Origin of the sequence: Corynebacterium sp. MSK158, assembly GCF_030229085.1 — a bacterium.
GTDB lineage: Bacteria > Actinomycetota > Actinomycetes > Mycobacteriales > Mycobacteriaceae > Corynebacterium.
The window spans coordinates 333,859-357,410 of record NZ_JASPHJ010000001.1 but is presented as its reverse complement, the minus strand read 5'-3'; the positions used below and the strand labels follow the sequence as shown (position 1 = coordinate 357,410).

Here is a 23,552-nt window from a genome sequence, read left to right as displayed (position 1 = left end):
CGGCGCGCGGGGCGGAGGCGAAAATTCGAGTCTAGGACTCTTCGCTGTCAAAAAGCTGACGCAGAACTGTCATGACCCCATATTCGGTATTGGGTGGGGCAATGCGATCGGCAATTTCCTTCAACTTTGGGTGCGCATTTTCCATTGCGATCGCGGTGCCTGCCTCGCGGAGGAGCTCGTAGTCATTGAGGAAATCGCCAAAAGCGGCGGTACGAGGCATGGGAACCGAGAGGAGCTTGGCCATGGTTTGTAGTGCTACGCCCTTATTGACGCCAGTGGCCATGACATCGAGCCATACGGCGCCAGAGATGGCGATATTGTGTTCCGGTACGGCCGCAAGAAGGGGCTGGTGTAGGTGCTTTTCGCTGCCGTCGGCGCAGTAAGCGGCGATTTTGATGATGTTCGCATCCAATAGTGCATCGAGGTCATCTACCCATTCCACTGACCTGTAGTACTTGGCAATCTCAGCACGGGCCTGTTCATCGGCGCCTTTGTGTACATAGGCGGTATCTGGCGTGCATAGCACTACGGTATGCGGGGTCTCGACAGACTGGAGTGCGGCCATGGCGGCGCGCACAGCTGCGCTGGGCAAGGTAGTGGCGCTAATGACGCGATTATCGTGGACGACCACGGATCCGTTTTCGGCGATGAAGGTGTCCTCGTGCGGAAACATCTCTTGCAGGGTGGCGAGCTGGCGGCCCGAGGCGGGTACTAGGGTGACGCCGAGCTGGTGGGCACGGGTGCTAATCGCGGCGAAATCTGGTGGAAGCTGGCCGTTGCCGTCCAGAAGGGTGCCGTCCATATCCAGGGCGATGAGCTGTGGGAGCAAAATTCCGAACCTATCTGTGAATTGGCTTATGGTGGATAGGTGCATGCGTTCTGTGTCACACTAGGGGCTATGACTACTGCTGCACCTATCGTTTCCTCAATCCGTAACCATACCGGAGTCATTGAACTCAACCGCCCCAAGGCTCTCAATTCCCTCACCCCGGAAATGATCCACCTCATTGCGGAGTCGCTGGCGCAGTGGCGCGCCAACGATGAAGTGGAACAGGTGCTGTTTACCTCGACTAGCCCCAAGGCATATTGCGCCGGCGGCGATGTTCGCTACGCCCGCGATGCGGTCAAGGAGGGCAAAGTGGATGAGGTCGATGCCTTCTTCGCCACCGAATACACGTTGAACGGTGATATCGCGGAGTATCCCAAGCCCATCGTGGCGCTCATCGATGGCATCGCTATGGGAGGGGGTCTGGGCATTTCCGCCCATGGGGCCCACCGCGTGGTTACGGAGAAAACCTTTGCCTCCATGCCAGAGATGAATATTGGCTATGTCACGGACGTAGGCATGGCCTATGCCGCCCAGCGTGCGGTGGGAACGCGCGGGAAGGCCTCGGCCGAGTTGGCGAAGTTCTGGGGGATTACCGGCTACCGTATGTATGCCGCAGACCTTCTGTGGAGCGGGCTGGCCACCCACTATGTGGCAGACGGCGAAGCTTTTGCTAGTGCGGTTATCGAGCATGGACTAGCCACGGCGCTAGCCCAGCATGCCACCGCACCTAGCGGCGAGGCTGCCTTGGCCGAGCTTATCGACGGCATCGAGGACGCCTTTTCCCACAACACCTGGCAAGACATTTCTGCGGCCCTGGAAGAGTACCCAGAACTGAAACAACAGGTAGAAAAGCTGACCGCGCAGGCGTGCCCCACCTCCATCGTGGCGGCCATGGAGCTATTCCACGCCGAGCAGGAGTGCAGCAGCATCCGCGAAGCGCTAGATATGGAGACCAACCTGGGCGCCTATATGTATCGGCGTGGGGACTTTGCCGAGGGCGTGCGAGCGGTTTTGATGGATAAAACCAACGATGCGGCATTTGAACCTGCCGCGCTTGCCGACGTCGACGTGGACGCCCTCCGCAACGCCCTACACGTCCACCCCGCGAAATGATCCATAGGCGGCGCGGGCGCGATCGGCGTTGATCCATGAGGGAGGGGCTACCGCCAAAGTAGCTTCGGTGGCGGCTGGCGTCGGCTCCGGGAGGTGCAGCTGTGGAGCATCGAGCAGGACGAGGCCCACGCGGGCGTCGGCAAGCGTAGTGCCCGCCAGCGTCCAGATCCCCAAAATGGGCAAAGCTAGGTGCGGCAGCTGGTGCCCGCGCGCCAGCGGAAGCGGAAGGTGCGGGCGCACCAATTCGGGCACGGCCTCGTCGATGCCAAAGCGCGCTAGGTTTCTTGCCAACCGCGCCGCCGCGGTGTCTTTAAACACCGGATCTGCCCAGGCCCACGTGAACTCCTCGTCCGAAATGGTCGCGATAAGCACCGCATTGGCCGCAATCTGCCCGCCGCGATAAGACACCGTGGCGGTGGCCTTATCCACATCGAGTTCTACCGTGGCATCTGGGAAGTTGCCCTGGAAAAACATCTGGTTTTCGGTGCTTAAGTAAAAGGCGTCCTCCAAGACGCGCGCGGCAGCCAAGCCCGGGGTGATGCTGGAAATCTTGTGTACCTCGGGGCTTGGCTGTTCAAAACGCACCGTGGTGCCATCAGAAAAATGCAGGTAAGGCTCTTCCGCGGTGGAATCCATGTCTAGGTAGCGGGCGAGTGCGAGGGCCGGCCCTTTCTCGTCCATGTCCGCGTTGCTGTGTTGGAGACCGCGCAGCAAGGTCTGGCGAAAGTCCAGGTAGGGATGGAAATCTACCGCAACGATGGCCACGTGCTCGCCCTGCTGGGCGCGCAGCACCGGCATATTTCCCACGATGAGGGAGGCATAAGCAACCATGCGGTCAATGTCTGCGGTAGCCGAGCCTGTCTGTGGAAGGTCAGCAAAGTGCTCGGTCGCAGCGGTAGTCCAGTGCCAGGTGTCTGCGGCGATGACGGCGAGGCGCACGCCACGAAAATCTGCCACGTGTTGCGCGGAGCTTACCCGTACCTCCACGAGCTGGTCGGTGGTATAGCTTGCTTCGCTATCGCCAGCCGAGGGGCCGAGGAAATTGAATTCCACGTCGGTCGCCTTCCCGATGCGTTCACGAAAGGCAGCGTTAATTCCGGCACGGATAAAGCGGGCGTCGGCCGCGGCACGTTCAATGGAGTGGTAAGCATTCATGGTTGCTCACGATGATACGGGTGCCGGCAGGCATACTCATAGGCGGCTACCAAAGCCTTGGTTGATTCCCGCCAAGAGTAGCGCTCCGCTTCTTCGCGCGCGGCGCGCCCCATGCGTTGTCGCGCCTGCGGATCCTCCAACAAAGAGCACAGGGCGCTAGCCCACTGCTCATTCGTGGCTTCCTCATCTACCAGCAGCCCGGTCTTTCCATGCTCGATAACAAAGGGGATCCCGCCGGCATTGGTGCCGACCACCGGCACCCCGGAAGCAAAGGACTCTAAAGCAACCAAACCCAGCGTTTCCGTGGCGGAGGGGAAGGCGAATACATCGCCGACCGCGAAGGCTGCCTGCAGCTCTGCTCCAGAAAGATAGCCGGTAAACACAGTGGTGGCCGAATCAAACTGGGCACGCAACTCCTCTAGCGCGGGACCGGAGCCAATAAGGGCGAGGCGCGCGGCCGGCACGCGCGTGCGCACCTGGCGCATGACCTCGTTGAGCCGCGCCACATCCTTTTCGTGCGAAATTCGGCCGATATACGTAACCAACGGGGCCTCTGGGCGCCCGCCGGTTAAGCGCGAGCGCATCTGGACGTCATAGTTGTCAGGGCGATAGGACTGCGTATCAACGGCCTTAGGCCACAGCCGCACGGTATGGATGCCTATGTTGCGTGCCTTATCCACCATGGGGCCGGAGGTGCAGAGATTGATAGCAGCCCGATTATGGAGAAACGTAATGGCCTTCTGCGTAATCGGACGCAGCCAACCAATGCCAAGGGCCTCGGTGTATTCCGGCACATTGGTGTGAAAGCTAGCAACCAGCGGTACGGCATCGCGCTCGGCGGCAAAAACTCCGAGTGCCGCGGTCCAAATGGGATTGACGGCATGAATGACATCCGGATCAAAGTCGCGGATGGCGCGGAAGAACCGGAGGCTTGGTAATCCAAAGTGAATTTCCGGATAGACCCACAGTGAGTGGCTGGGGATGCGGGTAACCGGGAAACCCGCATAAGTTTCTGGCGGAGTGCCGGTGGCAAAGATATGTACCTCATGCCCGAGCTCCGCGAGCTGGTCCAGCGTATTGGTCAGGCGGGTGACCACCCCATCAATTTTGGGCAAGAAAACTTCGGTAACAATGGCAATGCGCATAGTAGGCAAATCACTGTCTATTTCTGCTGCGTGGTGACAGGAACGCCCGCTGCCTGTTGTGCGGTCCACACAGACTGAGCCGGAATCTTGCTGCGGTCAACGCGGTCCGCGTACTTCTTAGCAACCTCTTCGACCTCGTGGAGTAGGCCTTCAGACAGCATGGTGGGATTAAGGCCGAGCCCCAGAAAGGTGTCATTGGATACGTGCAACTCGTTCTCAGCCGACTCTTTGCGTGGATTGGGAACATAGGCTACTTCGGCGCCAGAGATATCAGCGATGAGTTCCGCCAAGTCACGCACACGGTGGGTTTGGGTCATTTGGTTAAGGATCTTTACGCGGTCACCGCGCGATGGTGGATTTTCCAGGGCGAGCTCGACGCAGCGCACCATGTCTTGAATGTGGATGAAGGCGCGGGTTTGGCCACCGGTTCCATGTACCGTCAGCGGATAGCCGATGCCGGCCTGCACGAGGAAGCGATTCAGAACCGTTCCGTAGTCGCCGTCATAATCAAAGCGATTAATCAGGCGATCATCCCTCTGGGTCTGGGCGGTGTGGGTGCCCCAGACAATGCCCTGATGCAGGTCGGTGATGCGCAGCTCATCATTTTTGGCGTAGTAGGCAAAAAGATGCTGATCCAGAACCTTGGTCATGTGGTAAATCGAGCCCGGATTGGAAGGGTAGAGGATGGACTCTTCTACCTCACCTTTCTCCGGTACGGCTACCTTGATGTCCAGGTAACCCTCAGGGATCTGCATACCGGCAGTGCCGTAACCGTAGACTCCCATGGTTCCTAGGTGAACGACGTGAATATCGAGGCCGGTTTCTACAACTGCAGCTAAAAGGTTATGGGTGGCATTGATGTTGTTATCCACCGTGTAGAGCTTGGTGGTGGGACTTTTCATGGAGTAGGGTGCGGCGCGCTGCTCCGCGAAATGCACGACGGCATCCGGAGCGAAGGAACGGAGGAACTCCACGAGCCCGGCGTAATCCTGGGCGATATCGATGTTGGCGAAGGAAATGTCTTTCCCACTGACCTCTTTCCACGCCGCCAGGCGTTCCTCAATGGAAGCGATAGGGGTGAGGGATTCGGCGCCTAGTTCCGCATCAATGGCGCGCCGGGAGAGGTTATCAACGATGGCGACCTCATGGCCTTGATCCGAAAGGAATAGGCAAGCGGGCCATCCACAAAAGCCATCGCCACCAAGAATCGCTATCTTCACTGTGTCATTCTCCAGAGCTAGTAGTCGTGCTGAGGCTAAGGGAAAATTTTACCCTGCATAGCCCGTATATTTGGGCCATGCAGGGTTAACAGTGAATGAACCTATGGTGTAGCGCGCTAGCGCCTAGTCGAGGGCGCGCAGGACGGAAAAAGTGGTCTTAGCCAGCTTCTTCTTATCAGCCAGGCTGATGCTTTCTCCCGCCGCTTGGCGACGATCGAGTTCCTGCCGGAAGGCGAGGCTGCCGCCGGCGCACGCATTGAGGACGACGCTTAGCTCATAGTCTGAGTAGTCAGTACCGCGCTGCTGGAACGCGGAAATGATGGTGTCAGATACGCGCTCGAAACGCCGCCTTTCTTCGGGGGTGTGGCTGAGGCTATCCAGGGCCTCACCAATGCGGTAGAGCGTATGGAGGGACCGCAGTTCCTTTTCTTCGTCTTCCAAGGATTCGAGCAGCGCTGCCTCTAAGACGGCGGTAACGCTCTTGCCAGGGCACACGGAGGGGATATCCGCAGCGAAAGATTCCAGTACGTCAGCCGTGAAGTACAGCAGCGCATCGGCCACCGAGGAAAAGTAGTTGTGATAGGTGCGCGGGGAGACCCCGACGGTCGCGGTGATGCCTGATACCGTGGCGGCTTCGGCACCGCCGTCGAGGACGAGGCGCGCTGCCGCATCGGCCATGGCCTGACGCGTAGCTCGCTTCTTTTCTTCGCGCAGACTAGTCACGGTGTGCTTCGCCTACCTTCTCTCGTTGGGTGCGCAGGAGTTCCTCGCGGTCGGAGTGCAGGGCTTCGCCTTCAATGTCCATATTAGGGGTGATCTTATCCAACCAGCGCGGGAACCACCATGCCTTTTTATCCAGCACAAACATGGTAGCGGGGATGATCATCATGCGGACTACGAAGGCGTCGATAAGCACGCCCGCAGCCAGGGCAAAGCCCATGGTCTTAATGAACGGCTCGTCCATCAAGATGAAGGCGGCAAAGACGGAAACCATAATGAGGGCCGCGGCGGTGACCACGCGCGCGCCGTGCTTAAAGCCATTCGAGGTGGCGTTGCCGGCCGTCTTGCCATTGACAAATCCCTCACGCATGCGGGTCACCAAGAAGACTTGGTAGTCCATGGCCAGGCCGAAGGTAAGGCCGATGAGCATGATGGGCAGGAAGGAAAGCAGCGGCTGTGGGTCGTCGACGATGCCGAACATGCCTTCTTGCCAAATGGCCACGGTGATGCCGAAGGTGGCAGCCATCGAAAGCGCGAATCCAGCAGCAGCGATGAGCGGTACCCAAATGGAGCGGAAGACCAGCATCAAGACGATGAAGGCCAGGCCCAGCACGATGGCTACGTATGGGATAAGCACGTTATTGAGGCGCTCAGAAATGTCATCGAAGATCGGGGTGATACCGGTAATGCCGTAGGAACCGCCGGTCTTTTCAAACTCACCCTGGTAATCGCGCAAGTGGTTAAGGGTTTCGGTGGTTTCCTCATCGGTTGCGCCGGTGGTAGGCGTGATCATGATCTGCGCAGCATCACCGTTGTCAGTGGTCTGCACGATCTGGGCGTTTTCTACGCCGTCGTTGTCATTGAATTCTTGCAGCAGTTCCTGAAAGGCCGGCATGCGGTCCTGCTCAGGGACGTCGGCCACATCAACGAACGCGATCATCGGCGCATTGCGGCCAGGGCCAAAGGCGTCTGCCGTGATCTCATAGGCCTCGCGCTGCGGGGTGCCGGGCTTTGCGGTGCCATCGGTGGGCATGGCCAGGCGCAGCTGGGCAAATGGTACGGCCAGGATGCCCAGCACAACGACGCCCGCGATAAGGTGCAGCCACGGGTGGGCACGCACGCGGCGAACCCAGCGCAGACCCATGGTGGGCTTTTCGTCTTCTGGGTCTGGAACCTTGGGGCCAGGCACGCGGCCGGCGAAGATCTTGGTGCCCAAGAGTCCCAGCAGGGCGGGGATGAAGGTATTGGCAACCAATACGGCGATGATGACCGTAGCCGCAGCAGCGATGGCCATGGTGCCCAGGAACGGGATGCCGATAATGGTCAGCGCGGCCAAGGCGATGACCACGGTGGTGCCGGCGAAGACAACGGAACCACCCGCGGTGCCAAGCGCCATGCCCATGGCGTGGGCACGGGTGGCCTTATCCATCTTCTTGAGCTCTTGGGCCAGTTCCTTTGGCGAAAGATCGTTGAGGCCAGAGGAGGTGATGAGCTCGTTGCGGAAGCGGTTGACAATAAACAGCGCGTAATCGATGCCGACGGCCAGGCCAATCATGGAGGCCAACGTCGGGGTCATATCGGAGACGGTATCCGTAAAGACCGTGGATACCTGCACGCCGAGGATGCCGATGCCCACGCCGATAATGGCGGAGATGAGCGGCATGCCAGCGGCTACGAAGGATCCGAAGGTAATGAGCAGCACGATTGCGGCGACGATGAGGCCGATAATCTCGGCGCTGCCACCCATCTCTTGGCCGGCGGAGCTAAAGGCGTTGCCTTGGTACTTCACCGTGAGGTCGCCCTCGTCGTACTTATTGAGTACGTCCGTGACCCTGGTCATGTCCTCTTCTGGGATGTCCATGACGGTTTCCGCATCAAAGGTGATGGTGACGGTACCGGTGGACTTATCCTCGCTCAGAGGGGAGAGCTGCTGCAGGTTCTTTTGAATCTGCTCGTCTGGCATGTGCTGGGCCTTCATCTTTTCGCCCATTTGCTTTTCCATACCGGCTGCAGCCATCACCGGGCTGACCAGTTTGTCCTGGTCCTTGAGAGCGCCGGTGTCCTTGAGCTCGCCAAGGAGGTCATCTACCTCGCCGGCTACCTGCTTATCGGCGAGGTTCTTTCCCTCTGGAGCTTGGATGACCACGGTGCCTTCGGGTGCACTCATGGCATCGGTATCTTGGCCGAAGCGCTCCATCATCTTGTCTTGGGTGGTGGTGGAGTCCATCTCCGGCATGGAGAAATTAGGGTTGGGGGCCTTGGCAAAGCCGGCGGTAAGTCCTGCCATGGCCACCAAGACGATGAGCCAAAAGGCGAGGAAGGGCCACACCTTGCGGTAGGACCAGCTACCTAGCCGGTAGAGGATTTTAGACATAAATATGCTTTCTTGTGCAGTATGCGTGCAATGGCCTGCGCGCGGGTGACAGTGAATATGGAATCCGCGGGGAGAAATTTGCACCCCGTGCGAAACATTGCATAGTGTACGCAAAATTGCGGAATGTGTGCAAAGACATGTGCGGTGGACCATAGGAAGCTGCTCGTGAGATATAGGTCTTGTTCCCTCGGGCGTATCGGCGATGGCGGCATGGGGCGGTAGACTGACCGGCATGCTCCACGCCGTTAGTTTTGCCCTCTTGGATTCCGTCAATGCGTTACTCATTGGGATCCTCGTGGCCATTGGCATCATCTTGCCCCGCGGCAAGTATCGACGCATTGCCACATTAGTGGTGGTAGGAGACTGGATTGGAGTCCTCGCCGCGGCGGCCGTGGTGATGTTTGTTTTGTTAGGAGTAAAAGACCAGATTGAGGCCATTTTGAGCTCGCCTATTGCCGGCTGGGTACTTGTCGCAGTCGGCATCGCGGTGGGGTTCGGCTCGTGGCGCTCTCAAGGCCAGCCCAATGCCTTAGTAAATCGACTACTTGAGCCGTTGCGTACTCCATCGCTGCTTACCGCGATCATCGGTTTCATTATGGGCGTGGTGCAATCGCTGACCTCGGTGCCGTTTTATTACGGGCTCATGCACCTGGCTACCGAAGATATCGCTCCGGCCGCTCAGTACGGGGGCTTGGTGTGGTACGCCAGCCTGGCTCTGTCCCTGCCCACTATCTGTGGTCTTTTTATTGCGGTGGTGCGCGCCCATCCGGAATCGGCCGCCGGCCGTCTTTTTGCTGCGGCGCGCGCCAATAGCACCCAGGTGGCGCTCTTCGGCGGCTACCTCGTGGCGGTCTTCCTCATCCTTATGGGCGTGCTTTCCCTTTAATCAAAGGTGACCTCATCCAGGCTCAACACCACATCGGATTGGCTGCGCGCGCAGTCCACGTAGCGGGCAGCATGCGCAATGAAGGCCTGTGACTCTTCCGGGCTGAGCTCGCGGCGCACTTTCGCTGGCACGCCGGCGGCAAGGCTGCGCGGTGGAATGGTGGTTCCTTCCAGCACCACGGCGCCTGCCGCGATGAGCGAGCCGGTGCCAATAGTGGAGCGCGAGAGCAGCGAAGAGGACATTCCCACTAGGGAACCGGCCTCCACGTGCGCGGCATGGACCATCGCCATGTGTCCCACCGTGACATCATCTTCCAGTACGCACGGCGTGTCCTCTTCTACGTGGAAGACGCAATTGTCCTGGATATTGCACCTAGCGCCAATGCGAATTGCGCCCACGTCGCCGCGCAGGACACTGCCATAAAACACGGAAGAATCCGGGCCGATTTCTACATCGCCAATGATGGTGGCATTGGGCGCAACCCACGCACTGCGGTGGATGCGCGGCTTCTTTCCAGCACAGGGCAAAAGCAGCATGTCAGTCCTTTCAAGGAAACTATTCCACCACCACGGCTAGGGTGGGGGAAAGTTCATAGTCGCCGGGGTAGGGGAGGTTGTCTACGAGGGCGTCGGCAAGCGCGGGCGTAAGCGGAATGACCCAGCCGCGCCGGGGATCTTTGATGGGCAGGGCTTCCTTTTTCACGGCGGGAAAGTGCACCGTCGTGGTGGGGGATTCCAGCGTAGCCGACTCGCGGGCGCGGGCTACCTCCAGCAGTACCTCGGCGCCGGGCTGGTCAGTAACGACGATGATAAGCGGCCCTGCGGTGTGGATTTCCAGCCGGTCAATGTGGGCAGTGAGCGCCGCGGAATCTGGGCGGGCCAGGCGCGGGGACTGCGCGCCCGTCAGCCGGGCAAGTGCATCTTTTAATCCCATGGGAGCCCAGTCTAGTGAGCGCTCACGGTGATGGTGCGGCAGCGCTCCAAGTCGAAGTACGCACGCTGCCCGGTAGTGGCAACGCGCTCGCGGGCCACGGACTCATTGTGGGTCACGGCCGTGGCGAGGAAGACGAGCGGGCCATCCGGCTGGCGCCATGTGCCGAGATACCGCGCGCCGTGTTCCTTGGCTAAGGCCAAGGCCTTGCTCACCGCGGCTGGGGTAGGCTCCGTCACCCGCAGCAGCGCCTTCCCGGTGGGGTTATAGGCGAACCCGGTGCGGGGCTGTTGGCCGGTTTCGATATCGAAGGTGCCTTCTTCGTCCGCGAGCAATTGCCGGAAAATGCGCTTCATTGGGCCCAGCGTAGTATGGGGCACCATGATTGACGCCAGCAACACCGCACTTGTTATTGAAGGCGGCGGCATGCGCAATTCCTATACGGCTGCCTGTATGGTCAAGCTCATCGAAGAGGGCGTGGACTTTGGCTGGGTAGGCGGGGTATCCGCCGGGGCATCGCACACCGTTAATTACTTGTCGCGCGATGCCTGGCGCGCAGAAGAGTCTTTTACGGACTTTGCTCAAAGCCCCAGCTTCGGCGGAGTGGGTTCGCTGGTGCGTGGTAGCGGGTATTTCAATGCTGAGTACATCTATGAGCGCGCCGCGGACAAGGATTTGCCCTTTGATTGGCAGGCTTACCGCGAGCATCCGGCCGATATGGTGCTCGCTGCAGCGCGCGCCGATACTGGCGAGTCCGTTTACTGGACGCGCGAGGACGTGCATACCCCCGAGGATCTCTTTGTGCGTGTGCGCGCTTCCTCCACGCTGCCGTTGATTATGCCGATGCGTTTTATCGACGGCGCGCCGTACGTGGACGGTGCTTTGGGCTCTTCCGGTGGCATTACCATTGTGCAGGCAGAAGAGGCCGGATACGAGAGGTTTCTGTTTATCGGCACTAAGCCGCGTGGGTATGTGCGCCCTGAGGTGGCGCGCCCAGCCTTTGTCCGGCGCGTCTTCCGCAGGTACCCCGCTATTGCCGACGCCCTCATAGCCCGCCCCGCCCTCTATAATGCGGCCAAAGACCGGCTTTTGGAGTTGGAGCGCCAAGGCAAAGCGCAATTATTTTTTCCGGAAGATATGCAGGTGACCTCCACTGAACGCAACGTACACAAGCTGCGGGCGAACTATCAGGCGGGGAAAGCCCAGACCTATACGGAGTGGCCACGGTGGAAGGAATTCCTCCTCGATTAGTTCACTATGTGCGTTTGCTGTGAGATGTGCCGCTGCTGGGGGTGGGTGGCCCCTGACGAAAAGGGTCTAAGCAGTAGCGATGCCATTGGTGGTCGTTAAAGAATGTGCCTTTCACGTGGCACTTTGGGGGAAAATGCCTAAAATACTCCAGCGTGTTAGCAATTTTTGATGGAAATATATGGCTGAGCATCTTTTTCATAGTGCTGCTCGGCACGCTATTTGGCATGATCCCCTTCGGTCCGCTGCGCTTTGGCGCGGCGGGCACGCTGTTTGTGGGCTTGGCCTTCGGCTCGTTTATTGACCTAGATAAAGACATCTTAAGCTCCCTGCAAGAGCTGGGCTTGGGACTCTTTATTTATATGCAAGGCCTGTCCGCCGGTGAGCGCTTCTTCAAGGGCTTTTCCAAGCAGATGAAGCACATGCTCACCGCAGCCATTGCGATTGTGGTGGCCGCGGGCGCAGCCCTCCTCTTTGGTGGCATGCTCGGGTTGGATACCTTGGCTTCCGTTGGCGTATTCGCCGGCGCCACGACCTCGACGCCGTCGCTGGCCGTTGCCCAGCAACAAACTGGTGAAGAGCTACCCGCCGTGGGCTACTCGCTGGGCTATCCCGTGGGTGTGGCGGTGGCCATTTTGGTCGTGGCATTCCTGCTCAAGCAGAATTGGCCCGCCAAGCGCGATAAGGACAATTCTGCCTCCAAGATCTTCCGCTCCCGCACCATTCGCGTTACCAAAGACGTGAACTACGACGACTTGGAAGAGCAGTTCAAGGATCACTTTGTTATCGCTACCATTCGCCGCGGTAATAAGGTCCGGGTTGCCGGCGATCGCCCCGAATTGCACAAGGGCGATATCCTGCGCGTTATGGTCACCAAGGCTAAGGCCCGTGAACTGACCCAGATGCTGGGCAAGCGTCAGCCGCAAACTCCGTTCGTGGATAAGCGCCTGGTCATCGAAACCGTGGCTATTTCTAACCAAGATATCGCCGGCCGCACCGTTGGAGAGCTCAACCTGTTCTCTCGCTATGGCGGTCGCATCGTGCGCGTGCAGCGCGGCGATGAAGAATTCTTGGCCAATAATGAAACCCACTTGGCTTCTGGCGATATGCTGGAGCTCATCGTGAAGTTTGACCGCTTGGGCGACATCCAGGATTACTTCGGTGACTCGATTAAGTCCTACTCCGAGCTGAACTGGGTGGCCTTGGGTGGTGGCCTGTTCTTGGGTTACCTGCTGGGCCAGGTCGTGGTTCCGATGCCGGGTGGCGCCTCCTTCGAGCTGGGCTTCGCGCTTGGCCCGCTGATTACGGGCCTTATCCTCGGTGCGCTGCACCGTACCCGCCGCATTCCGTGGCAGGTGCCGGCCTCCATCAATACTGCATTCCAGCAGTGGGGCCTCGTCATCTTCTTGGCGTCTGTGGGCCTCTCATCCGGCGAGGCATTCTTGTCCACTGCCTTCTCCTGGATGGGTCTGAAGTGCATGATCCTCGCCGCTATTGTCACCGTGGTGGTTGCGGTCCTATTCGCTGTAGCGAATCGCTTCATGGGTCAGTCCGAAACCCGTACCTCCGGCGGACTCTCTGGCATCTTCGCTCAGCCCGCCGTGGTCAACTACGCCACGGGGCTGAGCTCCGACTCGCGCATCATGACCGGTTATGCCGCCACCATTGTGGTGGCGCAGGTGGTCAAGATTGCCGTTGTCCCTGTGATGTTGATGGTCTAACACTCAACGGAAAAGGCCGCTTCCCAGAACGGGAAGCGGCCATTTTGTTTGCCGTGTGAAACTGTGTGGTTTCTAATCCGCCACGAGGGTTTCCATGGTCAGCTCTGGGTGTTCCTTCTCAATGAAAGCGAGCTTCCACTTATCGCCAAAGAGCGCGATGAGCTCGCCATCTTGGCGGGTAAAGATTTCCACGCCACGCTGACGGCCGAGCTCTGGGGCGGATTCGGCATCGGTGCGGCGAGCCACGGAATAGGGGATTGGCTCGGTGACAGTTTCCACGTTGTATTCGAACTCCATGCGGGCCTGCATGACCTCGAACTGCATGGGGCCCACCGCCGCCATGACCGGGGAGGCATCGCCGCGCGCCTCGTTCTTGAGAATCTGGACCACGCCCTCGGCCGCCAGCTGCTCCAGACCCTTGCGGAAGGCCTTGTACTTGCCCAGCGACTTCGCGCGCAGAATGCGGAAGGCCTCCGGCGCGAACTGCGGCATGGGCTTAAATTGCACCTTCTTGCCGGAATAGATGGTGTCACCAGGGGCAAGCGAGCCTGCGTTGACCAAACCCACGATATCGCCTGGATAGGCGGTATCCACGGTATCGCGCGTGCGGCCAAAGACGGTCAGGGCGTACTTGGTGGAAAAGCTGCGGCCGGATTGGGCGTGGTTGACCTGCATGCCGCGTTCGAATTCACCGGAGACCACGCGCATAAAGGCCAAATTATCGCGGTGCTTTTGGTCCATGCCTGCTTGGACCTTGAAGACGACGCCAGAGAAGTCATCGCTGACCTCGCGGACCTCATCAATGGCGCTGGTGGCAGCCTCAACTGCCTTTGGGTCGGAGTCGCGCGAGTGCGGAGCCGGGGCAATGGCGCACAGGGTGTCCAAAATCTGGTGCACACCAAAGTTCAGCATCGCAGAAGCGAAGATGAGTGGGGAGGTCACGCACTGTTCAAATAGCTCCTGGTCATGCAGGGCGCCATCGGCGGCAAGCAGCTCGGCTTCCTCGACAGCGGTCTCCCACACGCCTTCTTCCTTCTCACCGGCGGCATCCGGATCGAAGTGTTCCTCCGGGGCGATAGTGGAACCACCGGCAGTGCGGATGAAGTGGATATACTCATCGGCCTCGCCGTCATCGTTGATATGCGCCAGACCGCGGAAGTCACCGGCAATGCCGACCGGCCAGTACAGCGGGGTAGGCTGCAGTTGGATTTCGTTGACAATTTCGTCGACAAGCTCCAAAGGCTCGCGGCCCACGCGGTCCCACTTATTGATGACGGTCACGATAGGCAGGCCGCGGGCCTTGCACACGCGGAAGAGCTTGAGGGTCTGGGGCTCGAGGCCCTTGGCGGCGTCGATAAGCATGACTGCCGCATCCACCGCGGTGAGCACGCGGTAGGTATCCTCCGAGAAGTCCGCGTGGCCCGGGGTATCAACCAGGTTGATCATGTAGGGCTCGCCCTCGTGGCCCTCCGGCGCATACTCGAACTGCAGCGCTGAGGAAGCCACGGAAATACCGCGGTCCTTTTCCATATCCATCCAGTCAGACACGGTGGACTTGCGGTTGCCCTTGCCGTGGACCGCGCCGGCCTCATTAATAACGTGTGCGTGCAGCGCCAGCGCCTCCGTCAGCGTGGACTTACCAGCATCCGGGTGGGCGATAACGGCAAACGTGCGGCGGCGCGAGGCCTCAGAAGCGACAGAACTCATGCGGCATAGTCTAGTGGTTTCGCGCTACCACTCCACATTGAGGCGGCGCCCCAAATCATCAAAGACGCGGCGAGCCACCGACAGCTTCTTCGCAATGGGGCGCTGGAGGCCTGGTTTGCGCTTGTCGTTGTAGTATTCGCCGGATTCAAAGTGGATTCCCTCGGTGCCGGTCAAAAAGTAGGCGAGGTTATCGCCGCCTTCGGCAGGCTTGCCAAAGGTCTTGCCAATCAGCCCGGAATACATCTTGGACATCATGCCGGTAGAGGACTTGGAAAAGTCAGTGGCAAGCACGCCGGGGTGGAAGGACACCGCGGAAAGCCCGTGGGCATCAAAATAACGGGTGAGCAGGATATCGCCCAGCTTGGCGTTGCCGTAGGCGCGCTCGGGGCTGAAGTGCTCCAGCGTAGTGGGATCGCTGAGGTCGAATTTAGACATAAGGAAATTGGCTAGGGAAGCGGTCTGAACCACGTTCGCGTTATCCGCGCGCAGCTTGTCTCGCAGCAACGAGGTTAAGAGAAAGGGCGCCACCACGTTGACCTGCCAGGTGCGCTCAAATCCATCGGCGGTGGTGGAGGGGCCGTCAAAAATGCCGCCGGCATTATTGCCCAAGGCGTGGATATGCTCTAGGCCTTCCAAATCCTGTGCCAAGCGGCGTACCTGGCCCAGGGATTCGAAGTCCGCTAGGAAGTACTGGCCTTCGACTTCCTCGGCCACCGCGCGGGTCTTTTCCGGATTGCGGCCGACGATAACCAGGTTGTCTTGTGGCCGGGTGCGGTGCAACTGACGAGCAGCCGCGGCCCCCAACCCGCCGGATGCGCCGGTAATCACAATGGTCTTGGCAGTGCTATTTGGCGAAGTCATAGCACCAATCCTAACCGCCCACCGAGGGCAGCACCGGCCAGCAGTTTCCCTGCGCCTTAAGCAGGTCTATACTTCCGCTGGTGAAACACTTGCTTTCCATACGGCAGTGGGGCCCGGCGCGATTGACCGCGGCTGGCTTCCTCTTGCTGATTCTGGTGGGAACGGTTTTGCTCATGCTGCCGTTCGCAGAGGCCGGCACCGCCCGCGCTTCCTTCCTGTCTGCCCTTTTTACCGCCACGTCTGCGGTATCGCTGACCGGGCTTATCGTGGTGGATACCGGTAGCTTCTGGAGCCCAGCTGGCCAGGTCGTCATCTTGGCGCTGATTCAACTTGGCGGCCTAGGCATCATGTCGCTCGCCTCGCTATCTGGCCTGCTATTTACCGGCCGGATTAGCTTTAAGGCTCGCAAAACCGGTGCCTATGAGGGGCGCCCCATCGCCCCCGGTGGTATCCGCAAGACGCTGATTTTTACCTTCGTCTTTACCGCGGTGGCTGAGACCATCATCGCCATCATTGTGGCCGCACGCTTGATGATTGGCTATGGGTACTCCTTTCCGCGCGCGGTGTGGGAAGGCATCTTCCATGCGGTATCTGCATTTAACAATGCCGGCTTCAGTACCAATAGCGATAACCTGGTGCCCTTTGTTTCTGATGCCTGGATTTTGCTGCCGTTGGCCGCCGCCTTAATCGGTGGCGGTTTAGGTTTTCCGGTGTGGGCGGAGCTGGTGCGCTTGGTACGCCGCGATCGCCATGTGGTCCATCGCATTTCCATTACCGCCCGCATGACCCTAGCGGCCACGACCGTGCTTTTGCTCGCCGGTGGCGTCTTCTTCGCGTGCATGGAGTGGACCGGGCTTTTGTCCTCGATGTCGCTGGGGGATAAGTTGCTCAACTCTTTCTTTGCCAGCGCTTCTCCGCGCACGGCGGGCTTTAACGCCATTGATTATGGGCAGGCACACCCCATTACGCTGATGGGCACCGACATTTTGATGTTCATCGGTGGTGGCTCGGCCGGTACGGCCGGCGGTATTAAAGTCACCACCGCCTGCGTGCTCTTGGCTGCCATGGCCGCGGAGTTTTCGGGCCGGGAAACCACCACCATTGGCCACCGCAGCCTTCCGCGATCGGTGACTCGCCAGGCCCTAGCCCTGAGCTTTGCCGGCGTCATGGTGGTCACGTTGGGCGTGGCGGCGCTGCGCTTTTTTGATCCGGAGTTTAGCGGTGATCAAGTCTCCTTCGAAGTTCTTTCTGCTTTCGCTACGGTGGGCTTGTCCACCGGAATTACCGCAAGCCTGTCTGCGCCCTCGCAGATAGTGCTGTGCCTCATCATGTACCTGGGCCGCGTTGGCCCAACCACCTTGGTAGCAGCGCTGGCGGCGAAATCCGTCAGCCGGCGCTATAGCTTCCCCGAAGAAAGGCCGTTCCTTGGCTAATATTCTCAAGGCGCTGGGACGCACCCGCGCCGGCATCGATATTCCACCCGTCGTCGTTATTGGACTAGGCCGATTTGGCTCCTCGCTTGCTCATGAGCTGATGGCCAATGGGGTTGAGGTCCTCGGCATCGACTCCAGCGAAAAGCGCGTGCGCGAAGAAGCACCTTACCTCACCGAGACCATTGCGGCCGATACCACCGACCCAGAGGCCTTGCGCCAGCTGGGCGTGGAGGAGGTCGAGCGCGTCATCGTCGCCATCGGCTCCCACTTGGAAGATTCCATCCTCACCGCGTCCAATCTGGTGGAGTTGGGGGTCAAAGACATCTGGGCCAAGGCTGATTCGGAGGCGCACGCGCGCATTCTCAGCCAGATTGGCACCCACCATGTCATCCGGCCAGAGCGTGATACCGGCCGCCGCGTGGCCTACCTTCTGGGCGGGCGTTTCCGTGATTTTGCGGAGATTGCCACCGATTATGGCGTGACCCAGATGGCCGTTCCTAGCTCATTGGTGGGCCGGCCGCTCGACCTTTCTGCCATCTGGCGCACGCACCGCGTGCAATTGGTCTCTGTGCGCCGCGCGGAAGGGGAGTGGGCCCCGCTTGCCGACGCCACCGAGCTCACCCCCACCGATTTCATCGTCGCCGCCGGCAGCCCCAAGGCACTAGAAAAATTTTCCCAGTGCTAGCGCGAGTGGATCTGGTTCTGGGCCTTGCCTAGCCCGTCCGTCACGATGAGGCGGGCGGCCTCGGCCGCGGTGGCGATGGCGTCATCAAAGCCAGCGCCCGCATCCACGGGGCCCAATACGTAATCCGGAATGGACGAACCCTTGGGCGGCCGGGCAATGCCAATGCGCACGCGCAGATAGTCGCGGGTGCCCAAGCGCTCGGTGAGCGACTTGAGGCCGTTGTGCCCGTTTTCATTTCCGCCCTGCTTGATCCGGATCTTATTGGCCGGAAGGTCCAGCTCATCGTGGAGAACAATGACGTGATCTGGGGCGATGCCTAGCTTCTGTGCCAGCGGCGCTACTGGATCGCCAGAAAGATTCATAAACGTGCCCGAACGCACGGCAAGTACTTTCTGTCCCGCCCAGCTAAGTGGCGCGACCTGCACATCCATCCCACGAACCGGCTCCAGCACGTCACCGCCTGCGGCTAACAGATCATCGATGGCCATATAGCCCACATTGTGGCGGGTAGCGGCATACTTCGCGCCGGGATTGCCCAGGCCCACAATAAGCCACTCCGCCTCTAGCTCGTCCGGATTGAGGCCTGGTGTGGGTTTATTCTTCGAGCCAAAGAACCGCGCTAAAAAATCTCCTAAAGGTGCCACTGCACTAGCTTCCTCTCTCAGTAAGGTGGGGTGCTATGAGTCAGGTTATAAGCTCCCTTTCCCGTAGCGTAATCCCCGCGCCCATGGCCGGCGGTCCCACCACCCCGGAACTAGTGCGCGCCGCCCATGCCGCCGGTTCTTTTGGCACCTTAGGTGTGGGCTCTGCCAGCATAGACACTGCCCGCACACAGATTGACCAGTGCACCGGCATTCCGTTTGGGGTAAACCTCTTTTGCCCACAACAGCCGCTTTCCGGGGTGCAACGTGCCGCCGCACGCGAGCTGGCGCAAGCAGAAAACCAGCCACTGCCTGATCCCGATTACTCCTTTGGCTTTGAAGAGAAGCTGGACCTAGCGTTGCGCGGCGGTGCCCGCGTGGTGTGGTCTATGTTTGGCACCTTCACACCCGAACAGATAGAGCGAATCCACGCCGCGGGCGCAGAGGCCTGGACCACCGTCACCACTTCTGCGGAGGCAACCGCCGCCACACGTCGGGGCGTCGACGTGCTCTGCGTCCAAGGCCCAGCCGCCGGCGGCCATCGCGGAACCTGGGACTTAGCCGCGACACCCGATTCCCGGGACTTGGAGGAATTGGTGTCCGACGTGCATACCGCAGCCCCAGAAGTTCCCCTCATTGCCGCCGGCGGCCTGCGCACCGCAGACGATATAGCCACCGCTATGTCCTGGGATGGCGTCGCCGCATGTTCCTGTGGTTCCGCATTCTTGCTCACCGAAGAGGCAGGAACGAGTGACTACAACCGGCAGCTACTGCGCCGTGGTGGGCAAACCGTGTCTACCCGTGCTTTCTCGGGCCGCTTTGCTCGTGGACTAGAAACTCAGTACACCCGCAGTCACCCCAACCTTCCACCGGTTTATCCGCTCTTGAACCCTGTGCTTAAGGAACGCCGTGCGCAGCACGATGATGCCGTAGCTTACTGCCTCGTAGGTACCGACGTGGCAAAAATTAACGGGGGTACTGTGGCCAACATCCTGAACGATCTATGCCAAAACCCACACTAGTAAGCGCTAATATTTATGTTTGAAGATTTAATGCCACCCCCCGTGACAGAAAAGGAATGAATTACGTGACTGCGAACGCACATGTTGGCCATGATGATTGGAACGAGCGCCTCGAGCTGGCGCAGCAGATGATTCCGCTCATCCACCAGCTGCACCGCAACAATAACGTTGTCACCACCATCTTCGGCCGCCCACTGGTGGGACAGACCGATATCGACATCATCAAGTCTCATCGCTACGGCCGCCGCATTGCGCAGCGCCACCTGTCCACGGCGGAGACCCTGCCTATCCTGGTGGAATTGGCAGACATGAATCTGGGCGCCGCAAGCGTCGACCTCGGCCGCTTGGTCCTCGGGTGGGAGGAATCCAACGAGGAAAACCTCCGCATGTACTTGGAAGGCGAGCTGTGCGAGATCGTCGGTGCTGGCGTTGACCTAGAGACCACCGACGTCGTCCTCTACGGCTTCGGCCGCATCGGACGCCTGCTGGCCCGCCTGCTCGTCGCCCGCGAGGCAGCATACGGTGGCGTTCGCCTGCGCGGCATCGTCCTGCGCAAGAAGGGCGATGGTGACATCCTCAAGCGCGCTTCCTTGCTGCGCCGCGATTCCGTTCACGGTGCGTTCAACGGCACCATCTCTGTGGACGAGGAAAACGAGGTTATCTGGGCTAACGGCACCAAGATCCAGATGATCTATGCCAATGATCCCGCCGAGATCGATTACACCTCCTATGGCATCAATAACGCCATCTTGGTGGACAACACTGGCGCATGGCGCGACCGCGAGGGTCTGTCTCAGCACCTCAAGGCCAAGGGCATCTCCCGCGTGCTGCTGACCGCACCGGGCAAGGGCGATATCAAGAACATCGTCTACGGCATCAATAACGACAACATCAGCGATGAGGATCAGATTCTCTCCGCTGCATCCTGCACCACCAACGGCATTACCCCTGTTCTCAAGGTCATCAATGACCGCTACGGTGTAAACCACGGCCACGTGGAGACCGCGCACTCATTCACCAATGACCAGAACCTCATCGATAACTACCACAAGGGCGATCGTCGCGGCCGCGCTGCAGGCCTGAACATGGTGCTTACCGCTACCGGCGCAGCCAAGGCTGTGGCTAAGGCTCTGCCGGAATTTGAGGGCAAGCTCACCGGCAACGCCATCCGCGTTCCTACCCCGGACGTGTCCATGGCCGTGCTCAACCTCGAGCTGTCCAAGGAAGTAGAGCGCGATGAGGTCAACGACTTCCTGCGCAATGTCTCTTTGCACTCCGACCTGCGCCAGCAGATTTCCTACATTGCCTCTCCAGAGGTTGTTTCCTCTGACTTCATCGGCAATACCCACGCCGGCATCGTCGACGGCGTTGCTACCATCGCCTCCGGCAAGCACCTGGTGCTGTACGTGTGGTATGACAACGAGTATGGTTACTCCAACCAGGTAGTACGCATCGTAGAAGAGCTGGCGCACACCCGCCCGGTTGTTCTGCCGAAGCGCGTATCTCCTTCTGAGCTCTAATTTCACCTAGCTCTAGCCCGCGGTTTCCGCGGGCTTTTGCCGTTTTATCCTTGTGTCCCGGTGCTGGGCCGATATTGCGGCCGCGTTGTTGACTCAAAACGGACCGAAGTGCCGGATATCGTGGCTGCTTTGTAGCGTTTCTACCCTGTGGGCCGCAGAGCAGTAGTCCGTAGTAACCGTGTGGATGCCCATGAACCAGCGACAGCAATCAACAACGTCAAAAGCGCCGCGACGGTGTAGCGTCCAGGAGAATCGGCATTCATCGGCCACACTGGAAAGGCAAGGAGCCACAAGAAGGTCTTGGCTAGTACATCACCGCCGAGGGTTACGGAGACTATCGTGCCTACGATAGTGAAGGCGAGCGCGCTCAAAATACCGAAAAGCAGCACGATAACTAGGGAAACTACTGTGATGGCAAAGCCCACCCCCACAGCCAGAGGCAACTGTGCTGCTGCGGCCGTGGCAGAACCACCAGAGCAGACCATCGCGAGCGATGCGGCAGAACACACGAGCACAACAGTGCCAAGTAGCCACAAAAGGAGTGCGATTGGGCTATAGCGCGACTCAATATAACTGAGAGGCCACGAGGGCGCGAGAAGGGGCCACACCATCACGGGAAGGATCCCCGCACCTACCGGTAGCAATAAGAAGAGGAAGAACCCTTCTACATAGCTAGGCGAGTAGATAGCGGAGAGGAAAACCAGAGCCAGTGCGGTTAAAGCTAGGCAGGCGATGAGTGCGGGGCTCAAAGCGGCACGATGAAGTCCGCGCACCGCGCCCAAAAGCCGGGAACGAGCGGCGGCACGAGGTATAACTGCGGGGGTCCAAGTTCCAGCAGCGGTAGTTGGTGCGGCAGTAGTAGCAGGTGCCTCCGCGCGGCGGAGCAGAGAAAGAGGTCGTATGCGGCGAGGAGTAAGGATTGCGGCGCAGGCACCGACTACCGCCAATAGGAGACATAGCACCGCAGCGGGCAATGGACTTTCATGCAGCAGCGGATCTCCCGGATCGAGAGGAACGGAATTCTGATGAATGCGCAGTGCAGGAAGTAATAGCCGCAGCGGCCATGCTGGCGGGAAAGCCCACCACGCATTGCCTTCGACAATGCTCGGTAAAACACTAACTACCTGCCAGACAATACCTGCAACGAGCGCGGCGGCAAGACCACAACGACGTGCACTCGCTGCAGCGAGACCGGCGATACCGATGGCGCCCAGGAAGGAATAGACTCCAGCTACTAGTAGCAGTTGATGGTTCGCTCGTCCTTGAAGTGCGACCACTGCCCAGGAAACTCCGAAATTCAGGAGATGGAAGGCCGCAAGGCTGGCGAGTATGACAAGAAAGCGGGATGCCTGTTCATAGTGAGGATTGACTTTCCGCCACAGCGTACCGCCGCTCCGGGTACGGGCCTCTCGGTGTTCGGGAATAGTGGCAAAAAGCGCAATGAGAGGTGCATACATGCCCGTGATGAACATGGACTGCCATCCTAAGACGCCAGTAGCGTCCTTCGCGGAAGAAGCAAAGGAGGAAAATAGTACGGTCATCACCACGAGCGGTATGGCTAGGAGCGGGAGCCATTGCAGCGCGCTACCGCGGCTGCGCAGGAGCTCGGCGGAAAGGTAGCGCTTAAACATGGCGCTCACCATCCGGAGACGTCAGGCGGAAAAATTCTGCTTCAAGTTGACCACTAGGAGCCAAGTTCTCCAGTGCGCCGGAATAGCGAATGGAACCCTCAGCAAGGATGGTGATGTCTTGGGCTAGATGGACAATCTCGCCGAGCTGATGTGAGCTCACGATTACGGTGTGGCCGACAGAAGCAAGCTTTTGCAAGAGGTGCCGCAGTTCTACAATGCCCTGCGGATCAAGGCCATTTTGTGGTTCATCGAGAACGAGGATTTCGGGATCACCCAGCAGTGCTTGGCCTAGGGCGAGCCGTGCCTTCATGCCAGTAGAAAATGACTTAGCCTTTTTCTTCCCAGCCCCGTTGAGGCCCACGATGGCAAGCACTCGCTCTATCTCGGATTCTGGTAGACCAAGCAACCGCGTATGGACGCGAAGATTGGATGCTGCAGAAAGGTGCCCATAAAAGGCTGGACCGTTAACGGAAGCCCCCACGTGGTCGAGAACCCCGCGTGACCAGGGCGCACCAGCCACGCGAATAGTCCCGGAATCGGCGGTCAGCAGGCCTAGAAAGATGGAAAAGAGCGTAGATTTGCCGGCGCCGTTACGCCCTAAAAGAGCATGGACGCGACCAGGGGTGATGCGAAAATCTACGTCCCGCAAAACTGTGTGGGAGCCAAAAGACTTCGAGACGTGCTCAAAAGAGATGTCATAGTTCATACTGT

22 protein-coding genes are annotated in these 23,552 nt (G+C 59.4%); 8 read left to right on the top strand and 14 right to left on the bottom strand.

The features are described 5' to 3' along the window. Positions 1–31: 31 nt before the first annotated feature. Complete coding sequence (locus tag QP915_RS01665) at positions 32–874, bottom strand: HAD family hydrolase (RefSeq protein ID WP_284767659.1); 843 nt, start codon at positions 872–874, stop codon at positions 32–34. A gap of 24 nt (positions 875–898) precedes the next feature. Between QP915_RS01665 and QP915_RS01660 the strand changes: the two genes are divergently transcribed. Further along, complete coding sequence (locus tag QP915_RS01660; RefSeq protein ID WP_284767657.1) at positions 899–1,942, top strand: 3-hydroxyisobutyryl-CoA hydrolase; 1,044 nt, start codon at positions 899–901, stop codon at positions 1,940–1,942. Here the strand turns inward: QP915_RS01660 and QP915_RS01655 are convergent. From QP915_RS01655 to QP915_RS01635, 5 genes are all read right to left on the bottom strand, one after another. Continuing rightward, positions 1,919–3,097 (bottom strand): DUF6882 domain-containing protein, encoded by a 1,179-nt coding sequence (locus QP915_RS01655; RefSeq protein ID WP_284767656.1) that lies wholly within the window; start codon positions 3,095–3,097, stop codon positions 1,919–1,921. The genes QP915_RS01660 and QP915_RS01655 overlap by 24 nt on opposite strands. Next, entirely contained in the window at positions 3,094–4,242 is a 1,149-nt protein-coding gene (locus QP915_RS01650; RefSeq protein ID WP_284767655.1) for a glycosyltransferase family 4 protein, read from the bottom strand. The genes QP915_RS01655 and QP915_RS01650 overlap by 4 nt, the downstream gene beginning before the upstream one ends. 17 nt (positions 4,243–4,259) lie before the next feature. After that, a complete protein-coding gene (locus QP915_RS01645; protein WP_284767654.1) occupies positions 4,260–5,462 on the bottom strand; it encodes an NAD-dependent epimerase/dehydratase family protein in 1,203 nt (400 codons plus the stop codon). A gap of 123 nt (positions 5,463–5,585) precedes the next feature. After that, positions 5,586–6,185 carry a TetR/AcrR family transcriptional regulator gene (locus QP915_RS01640; RefSeq protein ID WP_284767653.1) on the bottom strand — a complete coding sequence of 200 codons (600 nt, stop codon included), beginning with the start codon at positions 6,183–6,185 and terminating at the stop codon, positions 5,586–5,588. Then, positions 6,178–8,556 (bottom strand): MMPL family transporter, encoded by a 2,379-nt coding sequence (locus QP915_RS01635; protein ID WP_284767652.1) that lies wholly within the window; start codon positions 8,554–8,556, stop codon positions 6,178–6,180. The genes QP915_RS01640 and QP915_RS01635 overlap by 8 nt, the downstream gene beginning before the upstream one ends. A 232-nt stretch (positions 8,557–8,788) precedes the next feature. Here QP915_RS01635 and QP915_RS01630 point away from each other — a divergent pair, with 232 nt between their 5' ends. Then, positions 8,789–9,442: a hypothetical protein gene (locus tag QP915_RS01630; RefSeq protein ID WP_284767650.1), complete on the top strand. Its 654-nt coding sequence runs from the start codon at positions 8,789–8,791 to the stop codon at positions 9,440–9,442. Here the strand turns inward: QP915_RS01630 and QP915_RS01625 are convergent. Genes QP915_RS01625 through QP915_RS01615 form a run of 3 tightly spaced genes read right to left on the bottom strand, consistent with a single transcriptional unit; the run spans position 9,439 to position 10,728 of the window. After that, a complete protein-coding gene (locus tag QP915_RS01625) occupies positions 9,439–9,978 on the bottom strand; it encodes a gamma carbonic anhydrase family protein (RefSeq protein ID WP_284767649.1) in 540 nt (179 codons plus the stop codon). The genes QP915_RS01630 and QP915_RS01625 overlap by 4 nt on opposite strands. 19 nt (positions 9,979–9,997) lie before the next feature. Next, positions 9,998–10,375 (bottom strand): hypothetical protein, encoded by a 378-nt coding sequence (locus tag QP915_RS01620; RefSeq protein ID WP_284767647.1) that lies wholly within the window; start codon positions 10,373–10,375, stop codon positions 9,998–10,000. Between the two features lie 11 nt (positions 10,376–10,386). Beyond that, positions 10,387–10,728 (bottom strand): hypothetical protein, encoded by a 342-nt coding sequence (locus QP915_RS01615; protein ID WP_284766881.1) that lies wholly within the window; start codon positions 10,726–10,728, stop codon positions 10,387–10,389. 25 nt (positions 10,729–10,753) lie between these two features. Here QP915_RS01615 and QP915_RS01610 point away from each other — a divergent pair, with 25 nt between their 5' ends. Together QP915_RS01610 and QP915_RS01605 are read left to right on the top strand one after the other, a co-directional pair. Beyond that, positions 10,754–11,623: a patatin-like phospholipase family protein gene (locus QP915_RS01610; protein WP_284767645.1), complete on the top strand. Its 870-nt coding sequence runs from the start codon at positions 10,754–10,756 to the stop codon at positions 11,621–11,623. 152 nt (positions 11,624–11,775) lie between these two features. Next, positions 11,776–13,341, top strand: a complete 1,566-nt coding sequence (locus tag QP915_RS01605) for an aspartate-alanine antiporter-like transporter (RefSeq protein WP_284767643.1) — start codon at positions 11,776–11,778, stop codon at positions 13,339–13,341. Between the two features lie 72 nt (positions 13,342–13,413). Here the strand turns inward: QP915_RS01605 and QP915_RS01600 are convergent, their stop codons facing one another. Both QP915_RS01600 and QP915_RS01595 read right to left on the bottom strand, forming a co-directional pair. Then, positions 13,414–15,048, bottom strand: a complete 1,635-nt coding sequence (locus QP915_RS01600) for a peptide chain release factor 3 (RefSeq protein ID WP_284767642.1) — start codon at positions 15,046–15,048, stop codon at positions 13,414–13,416. 24 nt (positions 15,049–15,072) lie between these two features. Continuing rightward, the gene (locus QP915_RS01595) at positions 15,073–15,909 is read right to left on the bottom strand and encodes an SDR family NAD(P)-dependent oxidoreductase (RefSeq protein ID WP_284767641.1); all 837 of its coding nucleotides are present in this window, start codon (positions 15,907–15,909) and stop codon (positions 15,073–15,075) included. Between the two features lie 80 nt (positions 15,910–15,989). Between QP915_RS01595 and QP915_RS01590 the strand changes: the two genes are divergently transcribed. Further along, positions 15,990–17,342, top strand: coding sequence for a TrkH family potassium uptake protein (locus QP915_RS01590; protein ID WP_284767640.1), 1,353 nt, complete (start codon positions 15,990–15,992; stop codon positions 17,340–17,342). Further along, positions 17,335–18,027 carry a potassium channel family protein gene (locus QP915_RS01585; RefSeq protein WP_239277808.1) on the top strand — a complete coding sequence of 231 codons (693 nt, stop codon included), beginning with the start codon at positions 17,335–17,337 and terminating at the stop codon, positions 18,025–18,027. Before QP915_RS01590 ends, QP915_RS01585 begins: the two co-directional genes overlap by 8 nt. On the opposite strand, the gene pth is transcribed toward QP915_RS01585, so the two are convergent. Further along, positions 18,024–18,671, bottom strand: a complete 648-nt coding sequence (gene pth, locus QP915_RS01580; protein ID WP_284767638.1) for an aminoacyl-tRNA hydrolase — start codon at positions 18,669–18,671, stop codon at positions 18,024–18,026. The two genes, QP915_RS01585 and pth, sit on opposite strands and share 4 nt — an antisense overlap. 35 nt (positions 18,672–18,706) lie before the next feature. On the opposite strand from pth, the gene QP915_RS01575 reads away from it, so the two are divergent. Next, positions 18,707–19,690, top strand: coding sequence for a nitronate monooxygenase (locus tag QP915_RS01575; RefSeq protein ID WP_284767636.1), 984 nt, complete (start codon positions 18,707–18,709; stop codon positions 19,688–19,690). A 65-nt stretch (positions 19,691–19,755) separates the two neighbouring features. Further along, on the top strand, positions 19,756–21,210 hold the full coding sequence (locus tag QP915_RS01570; RefSeq protein ID WP_371744497.1) for a glyceraldehyde-3-phosphate dehydrogenase: 1,455 nt from the start codon (positions 19,756–19,758) through the stop codon (positions 21,208–21,210). Positions 21,211–21,350: 140 nt separating this feature from the next. Here the strand turns inward: QP915_RS01570 and QP915_RS01565 are convergent, their stop codons facing one another. Beyond that, on the bottom strand, positions 21,351–22,841 hold the full coding sequence (locus QP915_RS01565; RefSeq protein ID WP_284767635.1) for an ABC-2 family transporter permease: 1,491 nt from the start codon (positions 22,839–22,841) through the stop codon (positions 21,351–21,353). Further along, complete coding sequence (locus QP915_RS01560; RefSeq protein WP_284767634.1) at positions 22,834–23,547, bottom strand: ATP-binding cassette domain-containing protein; 714 nt, start codon at positions 23,545–23,547, stop codon at positions 22,834–22,836. Before QP915_RS01560 ends, QP915_RS01565 begins: the two co-directional genes overlap by 8 nt. Between the last annotated feature and the right edge of the window lie 5 nt (positions 23,548–23,552).

Coding starts and splice junctions, on each gene's coding strand:
- QP915_RS01665 (WP_284767659.1), bottom strand. CDS start 874: ATGCACCTATCCACCATAAGCCAATTCACAGATAGGTTCGGAATTTTG.
- QP915_RS01660 (WP_284767657.1), top strand. CDS start 899: ATGACTACTGCTGCACCTATCGTTTCCTCAATCCGTAACCATACCGGA.
- QP915_RS01655 (WP_284767656.1), bottom strand. CDS start 3,097: ATGAATGCTTACCACTCCATTGAACGTGCCGCGGCCGACGCCCGCTTT.
- QP915_RS01650 (WP_284767655.1), bottom strand. CDS start 4,242: ATGCGCATTGCCATTGTTACCGAAGTTTTCTTGCCCAAAATTGATGGG.
- QP915_RS01635 (WP_284767652.1), bottom strand. CDS start 8,556: ATGTCTAAAATCCTCTACCGGCTAGGTAGCTGGTCCTACCGCAAGGTG.
- QP915_RS01630 (WP_284767650.1), top strand. CDS start 8,789: ATGCTCCACGCCGTTAGTTTTGCCCTCTTGGATTCCGTCAATGCGTTA.
- QP915_RS01625 (WP_284767649.1), bottom strand. CDS start 9,978: ATGCTGCTTTTGCCCTGTGCTGGAAAGAAGCCGCGCATCCACCGCAGT.
- QP915_RS01620 (WP_284767647.1), bottom strand. CDS start 10,375: ATGGGATTAAAAGATGCACTTGCCCGGCTGACGGGCGCGCAGTCCCCG.
- QP915_RS01615 (WP_284766881.1), bottom strand. CDS start 10,728: ATGAAGCGCATTTTCCGGCAATTGCTCGCGGACGAAGAAGGCACCTTC.
- QP915_RS01610 (WP_284767645.1), top strand. CDS start 10,754: ATGATTGACGCCAGCAACACCGCACTTGTTATTGAAGGCGGCGGCATG.
- QP915_RS01600 (WP_284767642.1), bottom strand. CDS start 15,048: ATGAGTTCTGTCGCTTCTGAGGCCTCGCGCCGCCGCACGTTTGCCGTT.
- QP915_RS01595 (WP_284767641.1), bottom strand. CDS start 15,909: ATGACTTCGCCAAATAGCACTGCCAAGACCATTGTGATTACCGGCGCA.
- QP915_RS01575 (WP_284767636.1), top strand. CDS start 18,707: ATGAGTCAGGTTATAAGCTCCCTTTCCCGTAGCGTAATCCCCGCGCCC.
- QP915_RS01565 (WP_284767635.1), bottom strand. CDS start 22,841: ATGTTTAAGCGCTACCTTTCCGCCGAGCTCCTGCGCAGCCGCGGTAGC.
- QP915_RS01560 (WP_284767634.1), bottom strand. CDS start 23,547: ATGAACTATGACATCTCTTTTGAGCACGTCTCGAAGTCTTTTGGCTCC.